Source organism: Clostridium sp. SGI.024 (assembly GCF_050315195.1).
Lineage (GTDB): Bacteria > Bacillota > Clostridia > Clostridiales > Clostridiaceae > Clostridium.
The window spans coordinates 21,902-43,834 of record NZ_JBNPON010000004.1 but is presented as its reverse complement, the minus strand read 5'-3'; the positions used below and the strand labels follow the sequence as shown (position 1 = coordinate 43,834).

The following is a 21,933-nucleotide window of genomic DNA, read 5'->3' as shown; positions in this document are numbered from 1 at the left end:
ATGTTTAAAAAAATTTTAACTATAAGAAATATATTTGTATTTATCATATTGTTAATTACATTTATAAATTCTAATACAATAATTGCTGAAGCAAATGAAAAGGAAAATAGTCTTAAATACTCTACAGAAGAAAATGAACTGCAGGATGAAGAGGTAAATAATAAATTAACTTCATTATATAACTATATTAATAGTATGAAACTTGATATCGAAATAATGAATGATTTAGATCCTGTGGAATATATAAAAGGATATATAAAAAATGGAGAAGGAAATTTATCTTTAAAAACATTGAGTAATGCTACAACTAGCTTTTTATTTAAGGAGGTAAAAACAGCACTTTCATTTTCCATTAGTATTATTGTTGTAGCAATTATGTGCTCTTTAATAAAAAACTTACAATCTGCTTTTTCTAGTGAAGGAATATCAAATATAGCATTTTTTGCTTGTTACTCAATATTAATAATAATTTTATCTAAGAGTTTTTTAGTTAGTATAAACATAGCAACTGATATAATAAAGGGATTGTCAAATTTTATGGCTGCAATATTACCTGTCTTAGTTATGATGATAGGTTCAATTGGTGGTTTTGCACAAGCAGCTACTATGGATCCTATTATTATTGGAGCAACATTAATAATACCAAGGATTTATACAACTATAATAATACCTTTAATACTTATAAGCTTTGTACTTGATTTTACTAATAATATTTCTAATGAATTTAAAATCGGAAACTTATGTAAATTAACAAAGCAAATAACCATTTGGATTCAAGGTATAATATTAACAATATTTATTGGACTATTGACAGTAAGAGGAATAACTTCATCTACTATAGACGCTGTTACATTAAAAACTGCAAAATTTGCAATAGATAATTTTATTCCCATAGTAGGTAAAGCATTTTCAGATGCAATTGCTTCTGTTGCGGGATATTCACTTATTATTAAAAATGCAGTAAGTTCAATTGGATTAATAATTATAGTGATTATGATGCTCTATCCAATAATTAAATTACTTCTAATTACCTTTGTATATAAATTAACTGCAGCAGTTATTGAACCAATAAGTGATAAACGTATAACTAGTTCTTTAACTTCAGCAGGAAATTCATTGATACTACTAATGTCCTGTGTATTATCAGTTAGCTTAATGTTTTTTGTACTTTTAGCTATAATGGCTTCTGCTGGAAAGTTTGTTATAGGAGGTTAGCATATGGATGAAATAAAGGGGTTTATTGTTACTTTAGTAAGTATGATTATTTTAATTTCTGCTTTAGAATTAATCTCGCCTGATAATAGTATGAAGAAATACTTAAAATTTGTTTTAGGAACTATTTTAATTGCTGTAATCATAAGTCCAATATTATCTATTATAAGTAATGGAGAAAAGAATATAACTAATAATATATCTGAATATATAGACTTAGCAAATAGAAAGTCTACTGAAACGAATAGTGAAAATAAGGAAAGTACTAGTGAAATTGCTTTTAAGGAAAATTTACAAGAAAATTGTAATAAACTTTTAAAAGAAAAATTTAAAGATTATGAGTTTATAAGTGATATTAATTGTGAATTAAATATGAAAGACATAACATATTCTATTAATAAAGTTAAAATAGGCGTTAAAGATAAAGATGTTTCTAAAATAAAAAAGATTGTTATAAATAATAATGAAGAAAGCACAGAAGTTAGTTCTAAAGAGGAAAAGGTAAAAAATAAAGATGAGATTATAAATTATTTAGCAGAAATTTTAAATATTAGTAAGGAGCAAATAATGATTTATAAATTAGATTAGTAGGAGTGATAAAATGGGAAAAGGTAATTTTAAAAATGATTTAACAAAATTAATTAATGATAAAAAGTTTTTAAATGTTGTAGTTATAGCATTAATATTAGCTTTTGTATTACTTGCTATAAGTTTTTTAACTTCAACTAGAAAAAAAGATACTAAGGAATCAATAAGTTCAAATGTTAAAAGTTCTAGTGACTTAGAAGAAGAGGTAAAAAGAACAATGGATAATTATGAAGAAAATGAGAAACAAACACTTAAAAATTTACTTAGCAAAATAGAAAATGTTGGAAATGTTGAGGTTAAAATCAATTTTAAAAGTGGAGAAATTAAAATTCCAGCAATAGAAGAAAGTACACAAGAATCAGTTACAGAAGAAACTGATAGTCAAGGTGGAAAGAGGGCAACTACTCAGCAGAACGGAGGAAGTAAAGTAGTTATGGCCAGTGATTCAGGTAAAAATGAGCCATATATATTACAAGTAAACAAGCCGGAGATAAGTGGCGTTATAATAGTGGCAGAAGGTGCAACTAGTGCCAAGGTAAAGTATGATATACAAGTAGCTGTATCTACGTTATATGGGATATCTATAGACAAGGTTAATGTATATCCTATGAAAAATTAGCATATAAATAATATGAAAAATATATGGGGGGAAATCAAAATGACAAAAAAACAATTTGGTATTATTTTCACACTTATGGCTCTTATAGTATGTGTAGGAGTTATAGCAGCTAGGATAAATAAAACTGGCTTAAATGATCCAACAGATTTTAGTCAAGTAATATCACAACAAGGAACAGAAGAAAATAAAGATAAAGATAATGATAAAGAAACCATTGGAAATCAAGATTACTTTTATGGTTTAAGAAGTGAAAAGGACCAAAAGGATGCAATTACTATGCAACAACTAAATGAACTAATTTCAGATGAACAAACTTCACAAGAACAAAAGGATTTAGCAGCAAATGAATTAAGAGAAAAAACTATGATGAAGGATCAAGAAGGTAGAATAGAAGTAAATGTAAAAAATAAAGGCTTTGAAGATGTACTATGTTCTATTGAAAAAGGCACAGTTAGAATAGTTGTTAAAGCAAATGAACTAACAGAGGCTGATACTGCTTCAATACAAGAAATTGCTGAAAATATTTCAGGAATAAGCGATATAATAATAGAGCCAAAGAAATAATTCATTGTAATATAGAAATTGCTTTGATATAATTAACATAAGAAAGAGTTTTGGAAGCAAAACACTAGGAGGTAATGAAATGGACAATATGAACTACGAAGAAAATTTAGGGATAGTTAAAATATCTGATGAAGTTGTTAGCGTTATAGCTGGAATAGCCGCAGAAGAAGTAAATGGAGTAGAAGATCTACAACACATAGTTGGTAATAACATATCACAACTGTTAAAAGGTAAGAAAAACGCTGGAAGAAATGTTAAAGTAACATTAAATGAAGACTATGCTACAATTGAACTAAATTTAGCTGTAGAGTATGGTGTTAAAATACCTGAAGTGGTAAATGCTGTTCAAGAAAATGTTAAGAAAACTGTTGAAACTATGACAGGATTAAATGTAACTGCAGTTAATATAAATGTTCAAAGCATTTATGTTCCTAAAATAGAAAAATTGGAAAATAAAGAAAAATAATCAAACCCTCTGATTTTTCAGAGGGTGTTTTTCTTGTGCTTTAAATAAATTTGTTGTAGTATATTTATGATTAGAAAGTTTTATAAGGTTAATAATATTATTAACAACACTTAGGAGGATAAAATGAATAGAAAAAGATCTAGAGAAATAGCAATGGAATTACTATTTGGGATGACATTAAGTAAAAATACACTTGAAGAAACTATAGAAACATTCCTAGAAGACTATGAAATGAAGTTAAATACTATAGATTTAGATTACATAAAAAAAGTGCTTTTAAAGGTGGAAGAAAATAGAGAAAATATTGATAAAAAAATAGAGGATTCACTTACTAAATGGAAATTAGATAGAATTTCTAAGGTTAATTTATCAATATTAAGATTAGCGATTGGAGAAATGCTTTATATAGAAGATGTTCCTGAAAAGGTAGCTATAAATGAAGCAATAGAAATGACTAAAAAATATTCAGATGAAAAAAGTGTATCTTTTATAAATGGAGTATTAGACAAAGCATTTAAGAATTTATAATTTTAATAGGGGGGCTGTTTTCCATGAATAATATAATAGATGGTAAAAAGATTTCTTTAGAGATAAAAGAAGAAATAAAAAGATTTGTAGATGAAAGAAAAGAGAAAGGTCTAAGGGTACCTAAAATAGCATCTTTATTAGTTGGTAATGATGGAGGATCAATTTACTACATTAATAATCAAGAAAAAGTAGCAACTTCGCTTGGAATCGAATTTGATAAGGTTATTCTAGAAGAAGATATAAAAGAAGAGAAACTTATAGATATAATAAATAAACTTAATAATGACCAAAGCGTTGATGGGATAATTCTTCAACTACCTTTACCTAGTAACCTAGATGAAAAAAAAATAATTAATTCTATTTCACCTAAAAAAGATATAGATTGTTTAACTTATATTAATCAAGGAAAACTTTATTGTGGTGAAGATGTTTTTTTACCTTGCACACCTAATTCTGTTATTACATTACTAGAAAGATATAATGTAGATTTACAAGGTAAAAATGTAGTTGTTATAGGACGAAGCAATATTGTTGGAAAACCTGTTGCTCAATTATTACTTAATAAAAATGCTACAGTAACAATATGCCATTCAAAAACATCAAATTTAAAAGAGATTTGCAAAAAAGCCGATATTTTAATTGTAGCTATTGGAAGAGCAAAATATATAAATAGAGAATATATCAATAAAAAATCTATAGTTATAGATGTAGGTACTTCATCTTTAAATGGCAAAATAACAGGTGATGTAGATTTTGATGATATTATTGATGAAGTAGAAATGCTTACACCAGTTCCAGGAGGAGTAGGAGCATTAACAACTACTTTATTGATTAAGAGTTCATGTGAGGCGTTAGTAAAGAATGAGAATGAAAACTTTAACAGTTAGTGAAGTTAATAATTATATAAAAAAAATATTAGATAATGACTATATTTTAAATAATTTAGTAGTAAGAGGAGAAATATCTAACTTAAAATATCATAGTAGTGGACATATTTATTTTTCTCTAAAAGATTCAAGTAGTAAAATTAATTGCGTAATGTTTAAAAGTAGTTGTATAAACTTAGAATTTAAACTTAAAGACGGAATGGAAGTTATAGCTGTAGCTAGATGCTCAATATATCAAGGAACTGGATCCCTCCAATTATATATTGATAAATTAGAAAAAGAAGGTTTAGGTGAACTCCATATTAAATTTGAAAATCTAAAAAAGAAGTTACAGGAGGAGGGGTACTTTAGTATTGAAAATAAAAAGAGCATCCCTAAAATGCCAAGAAGAATTGGGGTAGTAACATCTGAAACAGGTGCAGTAATTAGAGATATAATAAATGTAACTAAAAGAAGAAGTTCATTAGTTGATATTGTTTTATATCCAGCATTAGTACAAGGTGAAGGTGCATATAAGACAATTATTAAAGGTATAAAATATTTTAATAATAAAAAGAATGTTGATACTATAATTATTGGAAGAGGTGGAGGTTCTTTAGAAGAACTATGGAACTTTAATGAAGAAGAGTTAGCTAAGGAAATTTTTAAATCTAAAATTCCTATAATTTCTGCAGTAGGTCATGAAGTAGATTTTACTATTTCTGATTTTGTAAGTGATTATAGAGCATCAACTCCTTCTCAAGCAGCAGAAATAGCAGTTCCTTTAGAAAGTGATATAAAAAAATCTATAATAGATTATGAAAATAGTATTAATAAGATAATAATAGACACTTTTAACTATGAAAAGGAAAGGCTATATAATTATAAAAAATTAATAGCATCGATGAATCCTGAAGTTACCTTATCCAATTGTTATATTGAAATAGATAGAACTTTAGATAAATTAAATAATTTTATATTAAATAAACTTGATAAAGAAAAAATGAAGATTCATTCTCTTAATGAATTACTTAAAGCACATAATCCTATAAATATTTTAAATAAAGGATACACAATAATACAAGATAAAAATGAGAATATTATTTCTTCTAAGAAAGAGTTGGGAAATAAAGAGGAAATCAACATTATTTTCAATGATGGAAAAGTTAAAGGGAAAATTATAAAAGATTTTAATTAAAGTAAAGGGAGTTAAAGGTTTATGGCTAAAAAAGAATCTTATGAAGATATGTTAATTAATCTTCAAAGTATATTAAGTAAAATGGAAAGTAATGAACTTCCACTAGAAGAATTAATGAAAGAATATGAAAGTGGAGTTAAATTAATAAATAAATTATATAAGACCTTAAATTCTTTAGAGGGAAAAATAAGTGTAATTAAAGATGAAATGGAAATGGAGCTAAAGAATGAGTAATAAGATAAGTTATTATAGGGATTATATTAATAATTATTTAGATTTGTATTTTAAGGATAAAGGAAGTTATAATAGAATTATATATGATGCAGCGGGGTATAGTCTTAATATAGGAGGAAAAAGAATAAGACCTATATTGTTTCTATTAACTTATGGATTATATAAAGATAATTATAAAGACGTAATAGAAATGGCCTCAGCAATCGAAATGATTCATACTTACTCTCTTATACATGATGATTTGCCATGTATGGACAATGATGATTTAAGAAGGGGAATGCCAACTAATCATAAAAAATTTGGGGAAAGTATAGCTGTTTTAGCAGGAGATATGTTATTAAATGAGGCAATGAGTTTACTTATGCTTTTTTCTTTAAAAAATGGGGAGAAAGCTTTACTTGCATCTAGGGAAATATCAGAATCAGCAGGACCAGAAGGAATGATTGGAGGTCAAGTTGTAGATATTATAGATGAAAATAAAGAAATATCTAAAGAAGAGCTAATTTACATGCATAATAAGAAAACTGGTGAATTAATAAGATCTTCAATAGTATCTGCTGCTATTTTAGCAGATGCACCTAAAAAAGATATTAAAATATTAAATGATTTTGGATTAAAACTAGGATTAGCATTTCAAATAAAAGATGATATTTTAGATATTGTAGGCGATGCATCAAAGCTTGGTAAGAATACTAATTGTGATATAAATAAGTCCAATTTTATATCTTTATTTGGCTTAGAATATTGTGAGAGAGAATGTATAAAGTTAACAAATGAATGTATTGAGTTGTTGAAAAGCCTTTCTGTAGATGCTATTGACTTAAATGAATTAACTTTAGAGTTATTAAATAGAGAATTTTAATAGAAAGAAAGGTTTAATTATGGGTAAAATATTAGATAATATTACCTCTATACAAGAAGTAAAGAAATTAACAAATATCGAGTCAGAAGTTTTAGCTTCTGAAATTAGAGAATTTTTAATAGATAGTGTATCAAAGACTGGAGGACATTTAGCTTCTAATTTAGGAGTAGTTGAACTTACTATAGCCTTATTTAAAAGCTTTAATTTAGAAGAGGATAAGATAGTATGGGATGTTGGACATCAGTGTTATATTCATAAGATTTTAACAGGAAGAAAAGATCAGTTTGATAAATTAAGACAATATAATGGCTTAAGTGGATTTCCTAAAAGATGCGAAAGTAAGTATGATTCTTTCGATACAGGACATAGTAGTACATCAATATCTGCAGCTTTAGGAATGGCTAGATCTAGAGATATTAAAAAGGAAAAAAATGAAGTGATTGCAGTTATTGGAGATGGTGCATTAACTGGTGGAATGGCTTTAGAAGCCTTAAATGATGTAGGATTTAAAAAAACTAAAATGATAGTAATTTTAAATGATAATCAAATGAGTATATCTAAAAATGTAGGTGGATTGTCAAAACACCTAAATAAGTTAAGAATGGAACCTAAATATAATAAATTAAAATCAGATATAAATGAAACCTTAAAATCCTCAAAAGCTGGAGAAAAAGTTGCTACATATATATCAAAATTCAAAGATGGATTAAAACAATTTATAGTTCCATCAATGCTTTTTGAAGACATGGGTTTAAAATATATAGGACCAATAGATGGACATAATATAGAGCTTTTAAATGAAGTCTTTGGAATGGCAAAAAATATAAATGAACCAGTAATAATTCATGTTGTCACTAATAAAGGAAAAGGTTATGAATTAGCAGAAAAAAATCCTAATAAATATCATGGAGTTAGTCCTTTTGATTTAGAAAGTGGTGAAACAAATACAAAAAGTAAAAGAAATTATTCCAAGGCTTTTGGTGATGCAATGATTGAATTAGCGAAGGAAGATGATAAAATAGTAGCTATAACAGCAGCTATGCCAGATGGAACTGGACTTAAGGAGTTTGCTAAGGAATTTCCAAATAGATTTTTTGATGTAGGAATTGCAGAAGGGCATGCTACTACATTATCAGCAGGATTTGCAGCTGCTAATATGAAACCAGTTTTTGCTGTGTATTCTACATTTTTACAAAGAGCTTTTGATCAGGTTATACACGATGTTTGTATTCAAAATATGCCTGTAGTATTTGCAATAGATAGAGCTGGTTTAGTTGGTGAGGATGGTGAAACTCATCAAGGAATATTTGATTTATCTTATTTATCAGAAGTTCCTAACATGACTGTATTAGCTCCTAAACATTTAGATGAAGTTAAGGTAATGCTAAAATGGGCTTTAAATCATAATGGACCAGTTGCATTAAGATATCCAAGAGGTGGAGATTTATGTGATAATTTAAAACCTCTAGAAGTCATTGAATATGGTAAGTGGGAAAAGATATCTGAAGGAGAAAAAGTTGCAATAATAGCTGTTGGGAAGATGCTACAACATTCAGTTTTAGCAAAAGAAGTACTTTTAAAGCATAATATAAACTCATTAATAGTTAATGCAACCTTTGTAAAGCCTTTAGATAATAAAATGTTAAAGGAATTAATAAATGATGGTTATGATATTGTAACTATAGAAGATAATACAACTAATGGTGGATTCGGAAGTTACGTATTAATGAATTTATATGAATTAGGATTTAGGAATAAATTTAAATCTTTAGGATTTAAAGATAAATTTGTTCATCAAGGTGATGTAAATACTTTATATAAAGAAAATAAACTAGATCCAGAAGGAATTGCAGAATCAATCATAGAACTTTATAAATAAAGGAGATAAAAATGTCTGGGAAAAAAGAAAGACTTGATATACTTTTAGTAGAAAAAGGAATATTTACTTCTAGAGAAAGAGCAAAAACAAGTATAATGGCAGGTAAAATATTTGTTGATGGGCAAAGAGTAGATAAAGCTGGAGAAAAGGTTAGTGTAGATGCAGAAATAATTTTTAAAGGACAAGAAATACCTTATGTAAGTAGAGGTGGATTAAAACTTGAAAAAGCAATGAAGGAATTTGGAATATCCTTAAAAAATAAAACTTGTATGGACATAGGGGCCTCAACAGGTGGGTTTACAGATTGTATGTTACAAAATGGTGCTAAAAAAGTTTTTTCAATAGATGTAGGATATGGGCAGTTTGCTTGGAAGCTTAGAACAGATCCAAGAGTCGTTTGTATGGAAAGAACTAATATTAGATATGTAACTCCAGATGATATAGGAGAACTAACTGATTTTGCATCTATAGATGTTTCCTTTATTTCATTAAAGAAAATTATGCCTGCAACTATAAATTTATTGAGTGATAGGGGTGAAGTTGTTGCCTTAATTAAACCTCAATTTGAGGCAGGTAAAGAAAAAGTAGGAAAAAAAGGCGTTGTTAGGGATATTAATGTTCATAATGAAGTCGTTAAAAGTATAGTTGATTATTTATTATCTCAAGGATTAAATATATTAGCCTTAAGTTATTCTCCAATTAAAGGGCCAGAAGGGAATATTGAGTATTTAGTATACTTTACAAAGGATAAAGATAGAGAATCTAAGTTTTCTATAGATGATGTTGAAATCATTGTAGATCAATCACATAATTTATTATAATTTTATATTAAATATTATTAAAGACTTCTAGAATTAACTTGAAGTCTTTAATAAAATTTATGATGGTATAAGTAAGCTATAGGGGGCATGATTGTGAAGAGAGTTGCCATTGCAATTAATTTGGATAAAGATAAAAATATGGAAATGGCTTTAAAAGTAAAAGAGAAGCTAAATAAGCATTTTGAAGATATAGAAATTATCATGCTAAATAGTTATGATATAATTAATTATAAGTTTAGAGACTTATTAGATCTTATAATAGTATTAGGTGGAGATGGGACAATATTAAGTGTTGCTAGGGGAATTAATGGAAAGCTAGATGTACCTATACTAGGTATAAATATTGGAAATTTAGGGTTCTTATCAAGTGTGGAATTTTCTGATATAGATAAAGCTTTTAAAAAATTAAAAGAAAGAAATTATACATCACAAAAGAGAATGTTATTAACTTGTGATTTTTCCTCAGAACAAGTAGTTAATGAATCACTAGCACTAAATGATATAGTAATTGCAAGAGGAAGTATGTCTCGAATGATAAGCTTTGATATATATATAGACGGTCAAAGATACTATAATTATAAGGGAGATGGACTTATTATTGCAACTCCTACAGGTTCAACAGCATATTCATTTTCAGCAGGAGGTCCATTTGTTTATCCAACTGTAGATGCAATTACATTAACTCCAATTTGTGCCCATACAACTGGAGTTCAACCTATAGTATTAAATAGTAATAGTAATATTGAAGTAAGAGTGAAAAGTAATAATGATGAGATTAATATTATTTTTGATGGGCAAAGTACTATTACCCATAAAGATGAAGCTATAGTAAAAGTAAAAAAAGCAAAAGAATATGCTAATATTATTTTATTTGATGACTATGATTATTTTAAAGTATTGAGGGCAAAAATTATAAATAATTGGAAAGATTGTGAAGGTGATTAATTTGAAATTAAGAAGGCATAATAAAATACTGGAAATAATTAATGAAAAAGATATAGAAACACAAGAAGAGTTAGCAGAAGAACTAAAAAAAGCTGGCTTTGATGTTACTCAAGCAACAGTATCAAGAGATATAAAAATATTAAAATTAATAAAAATGCAAGGTTTATCTGGAACATACAAATATGTAGTTTCTTCAAAAGAAAGTAAGGATATTAATGATAAGTTGTCTAGCATCTTATCAAATGCTGCTATATCAGTTGAAAATGTAGATAATTTCGTTGTAGTAAAAACTTTAACAGGTTCAGCAATGGCTGTAGCTGAGGCAATAGATACATTATTTGATACAGAAGTTGCTGGTACAATAGCTGGAGATAATACTATATTTATTTTAGCTAGAAGCTTAGATAAAGCTGAGGAATTAGTTGATAGAGTTAGAAAAATGATTTTATAAATAAAAGGTGATATTTATGTTATTACAATTAAATATTAAAAATTTTGCGTTAATTAGAGAGCTATGTGTTGAATTTGGAAAAGGATTCAATATTTTATCTGGTGAAACTGGAGCAGGTAAATCTATTTTAATTGATACTATAGATTATGTTTTAGGTGGAAAGTTTTCAAAGGATTTAATAAGATATGGAGAAGATAAAACTTTTGTTGAAGCAGTATTTTCTGTAGAAAATCCTGATATATTAGATATATTAAAAGAACTTGATATAGATGATGAGTTATTAATTATTTCTAGAGAGACAACCTTATTAGGGAAAAGTATAATTAAAATTAATGGAAAATCTGTGGTTTTAGCTTATTTGAAAAGAATAAGAGAAAAGTTGTTAGATATACATGGTCAACATCAAAATCAAAATTTATTAAATAGATCATGTCACATACAATATTTAGATGACTTTATTGGTGAAGAAATATATTCTTATTTAAATAAATATGAAGATTTAAGAAAAGAGCAAAGTTTAATTGTAGAAAAAATAAAAGAGTTAAATGGAAATACTGATAGAGAAAAACTACTTGATTATATAAAATTTCAAATTGATGATATAGAAAAGGCTAATCTAAAAGTTAATGAAGAAGAGGAGTTAAAAGAAGAGTTTAATCTTCTTTCTAATGCTGAAAAAATATCATTAGCATTAAGGAAAAGTTATTCAATATTAGATAATCCAATGGAAGGAATATCTGTAAATGAAGGATTATCTAAAGTAGTAAATGAATTAACAAGCATTGAAAAGCATTTTGAAAAAATTAAAGAAAAAAGAGAAAAGATAGAAGATTCACTTTATATATTAGAAGAGATTTCTAGAGAAATAAGAGATCTTTCTTCTGAGATACAATATGATGAATTTGAATTAGAAAAAATAAATTCTAGAATTTATGAAATTAGTTTATATAAGAAAAAATATGGTGAGTCTGTTGAAGAAATATTAAACTACTTAAAAAAATTAAAAAATCAGTATGATGAGTTAATTAATTCTGAAGAAATAATAAATGAATTGAATTTAAAAAAATTAAAGATAGAAGATGAAATGCAAGAGTTATGTGTTGTAATGCATGACATAAGAAAAAAATATGCTATAACTCTTGAAGATAATATTAAATATGAATTAAATTATATAGGTATGGAAAAATCTATAATAAAAATAGACATTGAAAATACAGATACTTTTAATTCTAGGGGATTTGACGAAGTTACTTTTTTAATTTCTACAAACCCTGGTGAACCTTTAAAGGCTTTAGAAAAGGTAGTTTCTGGAGGAGAACTTTCTAGAATAATGCTTGCTATGAAATGTGTTTTTGTAGATAAGGATGCGATTCCAACATTAATATTTGATGAAATAGATACAGGAATAAGTGGAACTGTTGCTAAGAGAGTAGGGGAAAAAATGTTTGAAGTATCATCTAAACACCAAGTATTATGTATCACTCATTTGCCTCAAATAGCAGCTTTATCAGATTGTCATTACTTTGTATCTAAAAGGGTAGAAGATGGAAAGACTTTTACTGAGATAAAAACACTAGACAAATACGAAAAAATTAAAGAAATCGCTAAGATGACAAGTGGAGATGAAGTAAGTGATGTTACTTTAGAAAATGCATCCGAGATGGTAGCTTTTGCAGAATTAAAAAAGCAAGAAATATTAAAATGTGTATAAATAAATACATAAGTAAATATAATTTTGAACAAACTAAAATCATGGTTATTTGCCATGATTTTAGTTTTTTATTTTTTTTAGTTATATATTTAAAATTTTTAACGCTTTTAACAAACTTACTACAGCATATAAGAATGGACATGAGGGAAAGTTAAATACAGAGAAGCAAAGGAGGAGTGAATATGAAAAACAAAAAATACAAATACATAGCTGTGATGATAACTCCAATGTTTATTCTGAGTTTAATTACTTATTTTTATTTGTTCAATATACCAAAAAGAATTTATATCAATGAAAATGCTGAAAGCATAAAAGTATCAAATAATATATTTATAAAAGATAGTAAAATAAATAAGGATAAATTAGAACTAAAGCTTTTAGGTTTGATTCCAATTAAATCTATTTCAGTTTCAAAAATAAAGGATTTAGAAGTTTACCCCGGTGGATTAAATGTTGGAATAAAAATATCAACTAAAGGAGTTTTAGTAGTTGGCCATTCAAATATAGATTCTGTTGAAGGTAAAATAGAAAGTCCAGCTAAAGCTTCTGGTATAGAACTAGGGGATATAATTACCAAAATAAATGGAGAAGAAATTGAAAATTCAAGAGATTTATCTCAAAAGATAGGTAATTTAGAAGAAGATAAAATATCTATAGAATATATGAGAAATGGTATTAATAACAAAAAGGAATTAGAACTACAAAAGGAAAATGATGAATATAAATTGGGACTTTGGGTAAGAGATTCTACAGCAGGAATAGGAACACTAACTTTTTATGATAAAAAATCGAATTTATTTGGAGCTTTAGGGCATCCAATAACTGATGGTGATACAAATAGACCCTTTAATATAAAAGAAGGTAATTTACTTAATTCATCTATAATAAGTATAAAGAAGGGTGAAAAGGGGTCACCAGGTGAATTGAAAGGGCTATTTTTAAATGAAAGAAAAAATATTGGTAAAATAGATAAAAATACTGAATCAGGTATTTTTGGAGCGGGTTCAGATGATTTAATTAATAATATATATAATAAACCTATTAAAGTAGGATTTAGAAGTGAAATAAAAGAGGGACCTGCGAAAATTATTACTACAATAGATGAAAATGGTCCAAAAGCATATGATATAGAAATACTTAAATTATTATCACAAGAAGAACCAGGTGCTAAAAGTATGGTAATTAAAGTTGTTGATGAAGAATTACTAGAAAAAACAGGTGGAATTGTTCAAGGAATGAGTGGTAGTCCAATAATACAAGATGATAGATTAATAGGAGCAGTTACACATGTTTTAATTAATAAACCAGACATAGGATATGGAATATATATTGAGTGGATGCTTAAGGATGCAGGGATAATAGAATAAATATAAATTGTTTAAAAGTTTTCAATATAAAATTTTGAAAAAATTGTAAAAAAACTATTTTAATTAAATAATTTGTGTTATAATGATTAAGAATCCTTTATAAAACGAAAGTATTTTAATAGAATGTCTATAAATAATATTTATGGAAGATTTATAAAGATAAAAATGAAAAGAACTATTATTTACTCGTTAAATGTGGAGTATACGGGAAGATGGGGGAGAAAAGTATGAATGACTCTAAAATTTCAGTTTTAATAGCTGATGATAACAAAGAATTTTGCAGTATATTGAATGACTATTTATTAAACCAAAGAGACATAATAGTTACAGCTGTTGCTAAAGATGGAAGGGAAGCTTTAGCATTAATTGAGGAGAAACAACCAGACTTAGTGGTATTAGATATTATTATGCCACACTTAGATGGTCTAGGAGTCCTAGAAAAATTAAATTCTATGAATTTAGAAAAAATGCCTAGAATTATAGTGCTTTCTGCGGTAGGTCAAGATAAAATAACTCAAAAAGCTATAACTCTTGGTGCAGATTATTATGTTGTAAAACCTTTTGATATGGATGTTTTTACAAAAAGAATTAGAGAATTATTTAATGGTTCTTCTAATGAAATTGTAAGAAAGCCAACTAATACAATATTAGAAACTGAAAATAGACAAGTAGCAAAAGGACCAATAGACTTAGAAACAGAAATAACAAATATTATTCATGAAATAGGAGTGCCTGCCCATATAAAGGGATATATGTATTTAAGAGAGGCAATCACTATGGTAGTTAATGATATGGAGCTATTATCTGCTTTAACTAAAGAATTATATCCTTCAATAGCAAAAAAATATAATACAACTGCGTCCAGAGTTGAAAGAGCAATTAGACATGCTATAGAAGTTGCTTGGGGCAGAGGACAAGTAGATGCTATTAATAAGCTATTCGGATATACAATCCACAATGAAAAGGGTAAACCAACTAATTCAGAATTTATAGCTATAATAGCTGACAAGCTAAGACTTAAAAATAAAGTGAGTTAATTATGCTTGAAGCTAGTAAAATAGGGCGAGAACATATAATTGATATTTTGTCAAATTTATATTAAAAAGCCGACTAATATGTTTTTAAGCCTACTAAGTAGGTTATGTATACATCTAAAAATACTTCTATTGGCAAATACAGAAATGTATTAGAAAATGGAGGTATTTTTTTATGGCAAAATTATTAAAACAATCAAAAACATTAGAATTCTATTTAGAAGATTTTATGGAGCACTGTACTTTAAAAGATTTAAGTAAAAAAACTTTAAATAGTTATGAATCAACTTTACAATTATTTTTTAAATATTTAAAAGAAGAATATATGATTAACAGGATTAAAGATATTACTTATGAGGAAGTTGATTACTATTTAAAGATTACTAAAGAACGTGGAAATTATAGTTATGTATCAGATGATAGAGCGGTAAAACTTAATTATCCTCATTATCAATAAGAACAGGTGGAAAACTAACTATTATAACAACAAACTTGTCTTTTGATAGATGGGGGGAGGTCTTTGCCAATCCAGTCATGGCGGTAGCAATGACTGATAGAATTACATACAAATCATATATGGTAGATATGAATGGAGATTCTTACAGAATGAAAGAAACAAAAAATGGTTAAAAGAATCTAAAAAATTGAATTGATCAATTTACATTTTTACCATATTTTGATGGTTGACTTTTTAGTGATAATTTGGTTACCTTCATATGTATAAAATACACCATATTTTATGAACAAGCATTACTAGATGATAGCTTATTTGATAAAGATACCACAGCAGGTATGATGTTACTTAGAGCCACTACTTCTTTAAGGTTTGTGGCTTTAGAACAAATATTAAATTATATATGAAAGATTATTGCAAAGTTAAAGGAAAAGCAAATAAAGAACAACTTGACAAAATAATATTCAATGTTAATGAAGGGGATGATGCAACAAGAGAAAGCAATGCTAAAGATTTGACAGATTATGAAAAAGAAAAATTTAAAAACATAGAGATTTTATTAGTTCAAGAAATAGATAATATTATATATAAAATGAAAGTTAGTGATAAAAATATTCAAATGATAACTAAAAGAGCAATTGTATACAATACAAGTTCTAAGAGTGAAAGCTCTATAAGAAGAAAGTTGCTTAGAAGGTTGCATAAGAATTTTAGAGAACTATTTAGATGAACAATATAAGTATCAGCTTGGTAAGTTGGTACTTAGATTTAAGAGGTGTATTATGATGAAAAACAATAAAACATACGAGAAGTTAAAAAAAGAAGAAGATGAATTAATTGAAAAAATCAAGAAAATGGAAAAAGAATTAAAACTTAAACAAAGAGAAAAGTTGAGTTCACTAACTGATGATATTAACTTAAAAGTAGAATTTGAAGAAATTCATGAATTTTATTATGAGATACCCAAACTTAAATATAAGATTTACTTAATTAGAAATGATATAAAAGAGTATATGTGTGAAATAAAAAACTATATGTTTATAGATATAAAACGCAGAGTTTATAGTAAAGAGAGTCTGGAAAAATATATTATTGATTATATTTTCTATAAGATAGAAGATAAAACAGCTGAGAAAGAGCGTAGCTTTATTTTAAAAAAGGTATTAGATAATTTCGATGTATTTGTTGCTAGGGATATAGAGTTTAATGAAGAGAAACGTAAACATATGGAAAAAGATAACGAAGTAAATTCAGAATATACAGATATGATGAATGAAATCATAATAGCAGGATATAAGGCACTCAGTAAAAAGTATCATCCCGATATGAATACTGGTAATGAAGATAAATTTAAACAACTAGTCGAAGCTAAAGATATATTATTAAAAAAGATTAATTAGAAAGATAGAGGTAGACATTAATGAATAATTCTTTTACCGAAGTTGTAAAATCTCTTTTTAAAACGTTTTCTAATCCTTCTGATACCTTTTTATTTGAATTAGGTTTGTATGTTTTTACAGTTATTGCATAAAGGTTGAGTTCTGTCATTCGTCTTTGAACTCTTTTTAAAGAGACATTAAAGCTTTCTTTTTTCAATATATGATTAATTCTAGGAGCTATATATAGACCTTTATGCTCTTTATATATTCTTTTAATAGCTAAACTTAATTCCTCATTTTCTAGCTCTCTTAATGATTTAGTTTTAGCTTTAGATTTATAATATGTACTTCTGGTTACGCCTAGAACGGTACACATAGTTTAATATCAAGTTTTTTTAATGCTATATTCGCTACTCAGCTAAGCTCATTCCTGATTTATATAAATCAACTTTCATGTTCTTATAATCTTGATCATCTCTTTTGCTTTTACCAATAATGGACATAGCCTTTTTTAACTAAAAATAATTTTACTTAGTTCGACTTAATGTGTCCACTACTTTATACTAACACCAATATAGATTTATAAACAATAATTACAGTTATTAGGAAAATGTATTATAATATTTAGTATAGAATTTTATTATTACAGTAATTTAAATAATATATTATAGATGAAAGGAAAAGAATATGAATTTACAAGAAAAAATAATAAATGAAAAATTAATATACAAAGGAAGTTTTTTAGATATAGTAAATATAGAAGTAACATTGCCAGATGGAAATAGTGTTTCTAGAGATGTGGTTAAGCATCCAGGAGCAACAGCAATAATTGCATTTTTAGACGAAGAAAATATAATTTTAGTTGAGCAATTTAGATTAGCTTTAAATAGAACTATGTTAGAAATTCCAGCTGGAAAACTAAATAAAAATGAGGAAGCAATAGAATGTGCAAGAAGAGAATTGCAAGAGGAAACAGGATATATAGCAAAGAATCTAGAGTATTTAGGAAGTATTGCAACGGCACCAGGATTTTGTGATGAAATAATACACTTATATAAAGCAACTGATCTCACTTTAGGTGAGAAAAATGAAGATGAAGATGAATTTACTAATGTAAAAATAATGAATATCAAAAAAGTAAGAGAAATGATAAAAAAAGGTGACATAATTGATGGAAAAACAATAAGTATTTTCACTTATTTATAAACTTATTATAAAAAGCTATGTTAAATTGATTTTTAATCAGTATAACATAGCTTTTTAATTATATTTAAAATACTTTTTTTATTTACATATATTCAATTATGAATAATAAAGGATTAATTATCATAGTATGTTTTATAGCAACTTATTAGGAGGAGTATTTATGAATATGATTGAAAAAATGAACTCTAACTTTAAAGAAAATAAAATATTCTATTTATTGGTATTAACATTTTTCTTTGTTGGAATATTACTAGGTGCATATACCATAAAATATATGGATGGAGTAGATGGGAAGGATTTATCTGATTATTTTACAGGATTTGTTAAAAGTATTACTAATCAAGAAATTAAAACTCATGAATTACTTCTTAGTATAATTAAAAATAACATATTAACTGTAGTACTTATAATAGCGCTTGGATTTACAATTTTTGGGGCTCCTTTGATTTTAATTATTGATTTAATAAAGGGATTTACTTTAGGATACACCTTTAGTTTTTTATTAACTACTTTCGAAGGAAAAGGTATTTGGATAGCATTAGTTTCAACTGTACCACAAAATTTACTTTATATACCTTTTTTTGTGGGGATAAGTATAATTTCATTAGAATTATCCTCAGCTAAAATTAAACAAAAGTTTTTTGGTGGAGCAAGGTTTAATAAGAATATGTATAGTGAATTATTTATGAAATTATCCTTCTTTTTTATATTATTTATAGTAGGAGTTTTAATTGAGTGCTATATAAGTCCAGGATTAATAAGATTAGTAGTTACGAATGTTTATAAATTAACTTAAGCCAATGAAAATAAAGAAGGGATTAAGAAATTTTTGTCGAATAAATAATATATTAGGATAGGGGATTATTATGAAAGAAATTGTTAATAATTATAAGGAAGCTTTATTAAAAAGTCATAAAAGTGAAAATACTGTTTATGCTTATGTAACTGATGTTAATTTATATGTTAAATATTTAAATAGTAAGGAAATTAATATAGATGAAACTGATAATGTATCAGTGCTAGGTTACATTCAACATTTACTTAGTCAAGGGAAATCAGAAAGATCAATTAATAGAATAGTGATAAGCTTAAGAAGCTTTTATAATTATTTAAAAGATCAAGAAGTAGTTAGAGAAATTCCTAAAATTTATTATAAAAATACTTCAACAACAAGAAAGCTACCTGAAATTTTGACTATTGATGAAGTAGACAGAATAATTAGAATTGTAGATAAGGATTCTAATAAGGGTATAAGAGATAATGCTTTGCTAGAACTTATGTATGCAACAGGAATGAAAGTTTCTGAAATGATTAATATTAAAGTTTTTGATGTTAATTTAGAATTAAATTTTGTGAAATGTATAGATAATAAGCACTTTGAAAGATTGATACCAATAGGAAGAAGTGCAGTAGAAGCATTAAAAGAGTATTTTAATATAAGAGATAGAGTTGCCTGTGAAGGAGTAGAAAATCTATTTGTTAATTTAAATGGAAATCAATTAACAAGACAAGGAGTTTGGAGAATAGTAAAAGAGTATTCTCATAAGGCTGGAATAAAAAAGGATGTAAATTTAAATACTTTTAGACATTCATTTGCTGTTCATTTATTACAAAATGGTGCAAATGTAAGGGCTGTGCAAAAACTTTTAGGCAATCAAGTCTTAACTTATATGGACACATATTATGAAATAATAAATAATGATAAAATAAATATAGTTTATAAAAACTCTCATCCAAGAGCATAATAATATTATAAATTTATTGAATAAGTATTTATTAAGTATAGATATGTATATTTATAGTGTAATTTTTAATATTTAAAGTAATGTTTCTAATGATATTTTATTAAAAACCTAAATATGGACATGTAATATTTATTTTATTAGAAAAATTTATCAGTAGTTATTTAAATAAATTTTAATTTTATTCTCAAATTTAAGATTGAGTATTTAAAGTAGAGTAGAAAAGTAGCTATTGTAGAAAGAAGAGATGAGATATATAATAAATAAGTAATTTAATAATTTAATCAAACTTTGATTTAATATAAAAAGCTAATAATTAGAGAAGGTATATTTCTGTATTAGAATATTGTAATAAAATAATACTATTTTATGTTAAGTAAAGATAGTTTTACAGATATAAGTAAGACTATCTTATAATATTTTAATATAGAAAATTATATTTATGAAAAAGCTTTTTTAATAACTAATTAGATAATAGGAGGACATAATCTAATGAGAATGTATGACATAATACTAAAAAAAAGAAAAGGTTTAGAATTGACTAAAGAAGAAATTGATTTTTTCGTGCAAGGTTTTACAAAAGGAGAAATTCCTGATTATCAAGCATCTGCACTACTTATGGCAATATTTTTTAATAAGATGACAAAAAAGGAAACCGCTGACTTAACTATGGCTATGGTTAATTCAGGGGATGTAATAGATTTATCTTCAATCAATGGAGTAAAGGTTGACAAACATTCAACAGGAGGTGTAGGGGATAAGACTAGTATATGTCTTACACCTTTAGTTGCATCATTAGGAGTTCCAGTATCAAAGATGTCAGGAAGAGGCTTAGGACATACTGGTGGAACTATTGATAAATTAGAATCTTTTGATGGCTTTTCTGTAGAGCTTACAGAAGATGAATTTATTAATAATTCTAATAAAATTGGAATAGCAATAACAGGACAAACAGGGAATATTGCACCTGCTGATAAAAAGTTATATGCCTTAAGAGATGTTACGGCAACTGTAGATAACATGTCGCTAATAGCTTCAAGTATTATGAGTAAAAAAATAGCTTCAGGTGCTGATGCTATAGTTTTAGATGTAAAAGTGGGAGATGGAGCATTTATGAAAACTCCTGAAGATGCAAAAGCTCTTGCAAAGGAAATGGTTGATATAGGTACATCAGTTGGAAGAAAAACCATAGGAGTTATATCTGATATGGATCAACCTTTAGGATATGCTATTGGGAATGCATTAGAAGTAAAAGAAGCTATAGACTTATTAAAAGGAAATGGACCAAAGGATTTATTAGAATTAACATTAACTTTAGGAAGTTATATGCTTATATGTGGAAATAAAGCAAAGACTTTTGAAGAAGGAAAAGCTTTATTATTAGAAAATATAAATAATGGTAAAGGAATAGAAAAATTAAAGGAATTTGTTAAGGCGCAAGGGGGAGACCCATCATTTATAGATGATACTGATAAATTACCTAAGGCTAAATATATTGAAGAAGTTAGAGCGGTTAATAGCGGTATAATTACTAAGATTAATGCTGAAGCATTTGGATTAATTGCTATGGAATTAGGCGCTGGTAGAGAAACTAAAGAAAGTGAAATAGATTTGGCTGTAGGAATAGTACTCAATAAAAAGAGAGATGATGAAGTAAAAGCTGGAGATATACTAGCATATATTCATAGTAATGATAAAGATAATATAGAAAAGGCTAAAAATAATATTTTAAAGAACATAATTGTTAGTGAGAAAAGTAAAAAAAGAATACCTTTAATATATGATGTTGTAAGTTAAAAATAAAAAT

Annotated in this window: 27 protein-coding genes; 26 read left to right on the top strand and 1 reads right to left on the bottom strand. The window is 26.6% G+C overall.

What is annotated here, in order from left to right; all coding sequences use genetic code 11:
- From spoIIIAE to ACQRD5_RS02155, 22 genes are all read left to right on the top strand, one after another.
- Nucleotides 1-1,215: a stage III sporulation protein AE gene (gene spoIIIAE, locus ACQRD5_RS02260; protein WP_291627068.1), complete on the top strand. Its 1,215-nt coding sequence runs from the start codon at nucleotides 1-3 to the stop codon at nucleotides 1,213-1,215.
- Nucleotides 1,216-1,218: 3 nt separating this feature from the next.
- Nucleotides 1,219-1,800, top strand: coding sequence for a stage III sporulation protein AF (gene spoIIIAF, locus ACQRD5_RS02255; RefSeq protein ID WP_291627070.1), 582 nt, complete (start codon nucleotides 1,219-1,221; stop codon nucleotides 1,798-1,800).
- Between the two features lie 13 nt (nucleotides 1,801-1,813).
- Entirely contained in the window at nucleotides 1,814-2,419 is a 606-nt protein-coding gene (gene spoIIIAG / locus ACQRD5_RS02250) for a stage III sporulation protein AG (RefSeq protein ID WP_291627072.1), read from the top strand.
- Nucleotides 2,420-2,458: 39 nt separating this feature from the next.
- Nucleotides 2,459-2,983, top strand: coding sequence for a SpoIIIAH-like family protein (locus ACQRD5_RS02245; RefSeq protein WP_291627075.1), 525 nt, complete (start codon nucleotides 2,459-2,461; stop codon nucleotides 2,981-2,983).
- A gap of 79 nt (nucleotides 2,984-3,062) precedes the next feature.
- Nucleotides 3,063-3,449 carry an Asp23/Gls24 family envelope stress response protein gene (locus ACQRD5_RS02240; RefSeq protein WP_291627076.1) on the top strand — a complete coding sequence of 129 codons (387 nt, stop codon included), beginning with the start codon at nucleotides 3,063-3,065 and terminating at the stop codon, nucleotides 3,447-3,449.
- Nucleotides 3,450-3,572: 123 nt separating this feature from the next.
- Nucleotides 3,573-3,977 carry a transcription antitermination factor NusB gene (nusB, locus tag ACQRD5_RS02235; protein ID WP_291627078.1) on the top strand — a complete coding sequence of 135 codons (405 nt, stop codon included), beginning with the start codon at nucleotides 3,573-3,575 and terminating at the stop codon, nucleotides 3,975-3,977.
- A gap of 23 nt (nucleotides 3,978-4,000) precedes the next feature.
- Nucleotides 4,001-4,864 carry a tetrahydrofolate dehydrogenase/cyclohydrolase catalytic domain-containing protein gene (locus tag ACQRD5_RS02230; protein ID WP_291627080.1) on the top strand — a complete coding sequence of 288 codons (864 nt, stop codon included), beginning with the start codon at nucleotides 4,001-4,003 and terminating at the stop codon, nucleotides 4,862-4,864.
- On the top strand, nucleotides 4,839-6,041 hold the full coding sequence (gene xseA, locus ACQRD5_RS02225; protein WP_291627082.1) for an exodeoxyribonuclease VII large subunit: 1,203 nt from the start codon (nucleotides 4,839-4,841) through the stop codon (nucleotides 6,039-6,041). The genes ACQRD5_RS02230 and xseA overlap by 26 nt, the downstream gene beginning before the upstream one ends.
- A 21-nt stretch (nucleotides 6,042-6,062) precedes the next feature.
- Nucleotides 6,063-6,275, top strand: coding sequence for an exodeoxyribonuclease VII small subunit (gene xseB, locus ACQRD5_RS02220; RefSeq protein ID WP_291627084.1), 213 nt, complete (start codon nucleotides 6,063-6,065; stop codon nucleotides 6,273-6,275).
- Nucleotides 6,268-7,137, top strand: coding sequence for a polyprenyl synthetase family protein (locus tag ACQRD5_RS02215; RefSeq protein ID WP_291627087.1), 870 nt, complete (start codon nucleotides 6,268-6,270; stop codon nucleotides 7,135-7,137). Before xseB ends, ACQRD5_RS02215 begins: the two co-directional genes overlap by 8 nt.
- A gap of 19 nt (nucleotides 7,138-7,156) precedes the next feature.
- On the top strand, nucleotides 7,157-9,016 hold the full coding sequence (gene dxs, locus ACQRD5_RS02210; protein ID WP_291627089.1) for a 1-deoxy-D-xylulose-5-phosphate synthase: 1,860 nt from the start codon (nucleotides 7,157-7,159) through the stop codon (nucleotides 9,014-9,016).
- A gap of 11 nt (nucleotides 9,017-9,027) precedes the next feature.
- Nucleotides 9,028-9,837: a TlyA family RNA methyltransferase gene (locus ACQRD5_RS02205; RefSeq protein ID WP_320900344.1), complete on the top strand. Its 810-nt coding sequence runs from the start codon at nucleotides 9,028-9,030 to the stop codon at nucleotides 9,835-9,837.
- Between the two features lie 93 nt (nucleotides 9,838-9,930).
- The gene (locus ACQRD5_RS02200; protein WP_374044449.1) at nucleotides 9,931-10,782 is read left to right on the top strand and encodes an NAD(+)/NADH kinase; all 852 of its coding nucleotides are present in this window, start codon (nucleotides 9,931-9,933) and stop codon (nucleotides 10,780-10,782) included.
- Nucleotide 10,783: 1 nt separating this feature from the next.
- Entirely contained in the window at nucleotides 10,784-11,233 is a 450-nt protein-coding gene (locus tag ACQRD5_RS02195) for an arginine repressor (RefSeq protein ID WP_291627096.1), read from the top strand.
- Nucleotides 11,234-11,249: 16 nt separating this feature from the next.
- Nucleotides 11,250-12,944 carry a DNA repair protein RecN gene (recN, locus tag ACQRD5_RS02190; protein ID WP_291627098.1) on the top strand — a complete coding sequence of 565 codons (1,695 nt, stop codon included), beginning with the start codon at nucleotides 11,250-11,252 and terminating at the stop codon, nucleotides 12,942-12,944.
- Nucleotides 12,945-13,126: 182 nt separating this feature from the next.
- On the top strand, nucleotides 13,127-14,311 hold the full coding sequence (gene spoIVB, locus ACQRD5_RS02185; RefSeq protein ID WP_291627100.1) for a SpoIVB peptidase: 1,185 nt from the start codon (nucleotides 13,127-13,129) through the stop codon (nucleotides 14,309-14,311).
- A 227-nt stretch (nucleotides 14,312-14,538) separates the two neighbouring features.
- Nucleotides 14,539-15,348, top strand: coding sequence for a sporulation transcription factor Spo0A (spo0A, locus tag ACQRD5_RS02180; protein ID WP_427746488.1), 810 nt, complete (start codon nucleotides 14,539-14,541; stop codon nucleotides 15,346-15,348).
- 172 nt (nucleotides 15,349-15,520) lie between these two features.
- Nucleotides 15,521-15,802 carry a site-specific integrase gene (locus ACQRD5_RS02175; protein ID WP_291627105.1) on the top strand — a complete coding sequence of 94 codons (282 nt, stop codon included), beginning with the start codon at nucleotides 15,521-15,523 and terminating at the stop codon, nucleotides 15,800-15,802.
- A 35-nt stretch (nucleotides 15,803-15,837) separates the two neighbouring features.
- Entirely contained in the window at nucleotides 15,838-15,975 is a 138-nt protein-coding gene (locus tag ACQRD5_RS02170; protein WP_291627107.1) for an ATP-binding protein, read from the top strand.
- 72 nt (nucleotides 15,976-16,047) lie between these two features.
- Nucleotides 16,048-16,206 (top strand): hypothetical protein, encoded by a 159-nt coding sequence (locus ACQRD5_RS02165; RefSeq protein WP_294170262.1) that lies wholly within the window; start codon nucleotides 16,048-16,050, stop codon nucleotides 16,204-16,206.
- Entirely contained in the window at nucleotides 16,203-16,529 is a 327-nt protein-coding gene (locus ACQRD5_RS02160) for a hypothetical protein (RefSeq protein ID WP_291627109.1), read from the top strand. Before ACQRD5_RS02165 ends, ACQRD5_RS02160 begins: the two co-directional genes overlap by 4 nt.
- Nucleotides 16,530-16,581: 52 nt before the next feature.
- Nucleotides 16,582-17,199: a DnaJ domain-containing protein gene (locus ACQRD5_RS02155; protein WP_291627111.1), complete on the top strand. Its 618-nt coding sequence runs from the start codon at nucleotides 16,582-16,584 to the stop codon at nucleotides 17,197-17,199.
- Here the strand turns inward: ACQRD5_RS02155 and ACQRD5_RS02150 are convergent.
- Nucleotides 17,192-17,554: an IS3 family transposase gene (locus tag ACQRD5_RS02150; protein ID WP_291627113.1), complete on the bottom strand. Its 363-nt coding sequence runs from the start codon at nucleotides 17,552-17,554 to the stop codon at nucleotides 17,192-17,194. The genes ACQRD5_RS02155 and ACQRD5_RS02150 overlap by 8 nt on opposite strands.
- Before the next feature lie 311 nt (nucleotides 17,555-17,865).
- Here ACQRD5_RS02150 and ACQRD5_RS02145 point away from each other — a divergent pair, with 311 nt between their 5' ends.
- The 4 genes from ACQRD5_RS02145 to ACQRD5_RS02130 all read left to right on the top strand — a co-directional run bounded on the left by ACQRD5_RS02145 (nucleotide 17,866) and on the right by ACQRD5_RS02130 (nucleotide 21,923).
- Complete coding sequence (locus ACQRD5_RS02145; protein ID WP_291627114.1) at nucleotides 17,866-18,384, top strand: NUDIX domain-containing protein; 519 nt, start codon at nucleotides 17,866-17,868, stop codon at nucleotides 18,382-18,384.
- Between the two features lie 160 nt (nucleotides 18,385-18,544).
- The gene (gene spoIIM, locus ACQRD5_RS02140) at nucleotides 18,545-19,180 is read left to right on the top strand and encodes a stage II sporulation protein M (protein ID WP_291627116.1); all 636 of its coding nucleotides are present in this window, start codon (nucleotides 18,545-18,547) and stop codon (nucleotides 19,178-19,180) included.
- Nucleotides 19,181-19,250: 70 nt separating this feature from the next.
- Nucleotides 19,251-20,129: a tyrosine-type recombinase/integrase gene (locus ACQRD5_RS02135; RefSeq protein ID WP_291627118.1), complete on the top strand. Its 879-nt coding sequence runs from the start codon at nucleotides 19,251-19,253 to the stop codon at nucleotides 20,127-20,129.
- 489 nt (nucleotides 20,130-20,618) lie between these two features.
- Nucleotides 20,619-21,923 (top strand): pyrimidine-nucleoside phosphorylase, encoded by a 1,305-nt coding sequence (locus tag ACQRD5_RS02130; protein WP_291627120.1) that lies wholly within the window; start codon nucleotides 20,619-20,621, stop codon nucleotides 21,921-21,923.
- Nucleotides 21,924-21,933 lie beyond the last annotated feature (10 nt).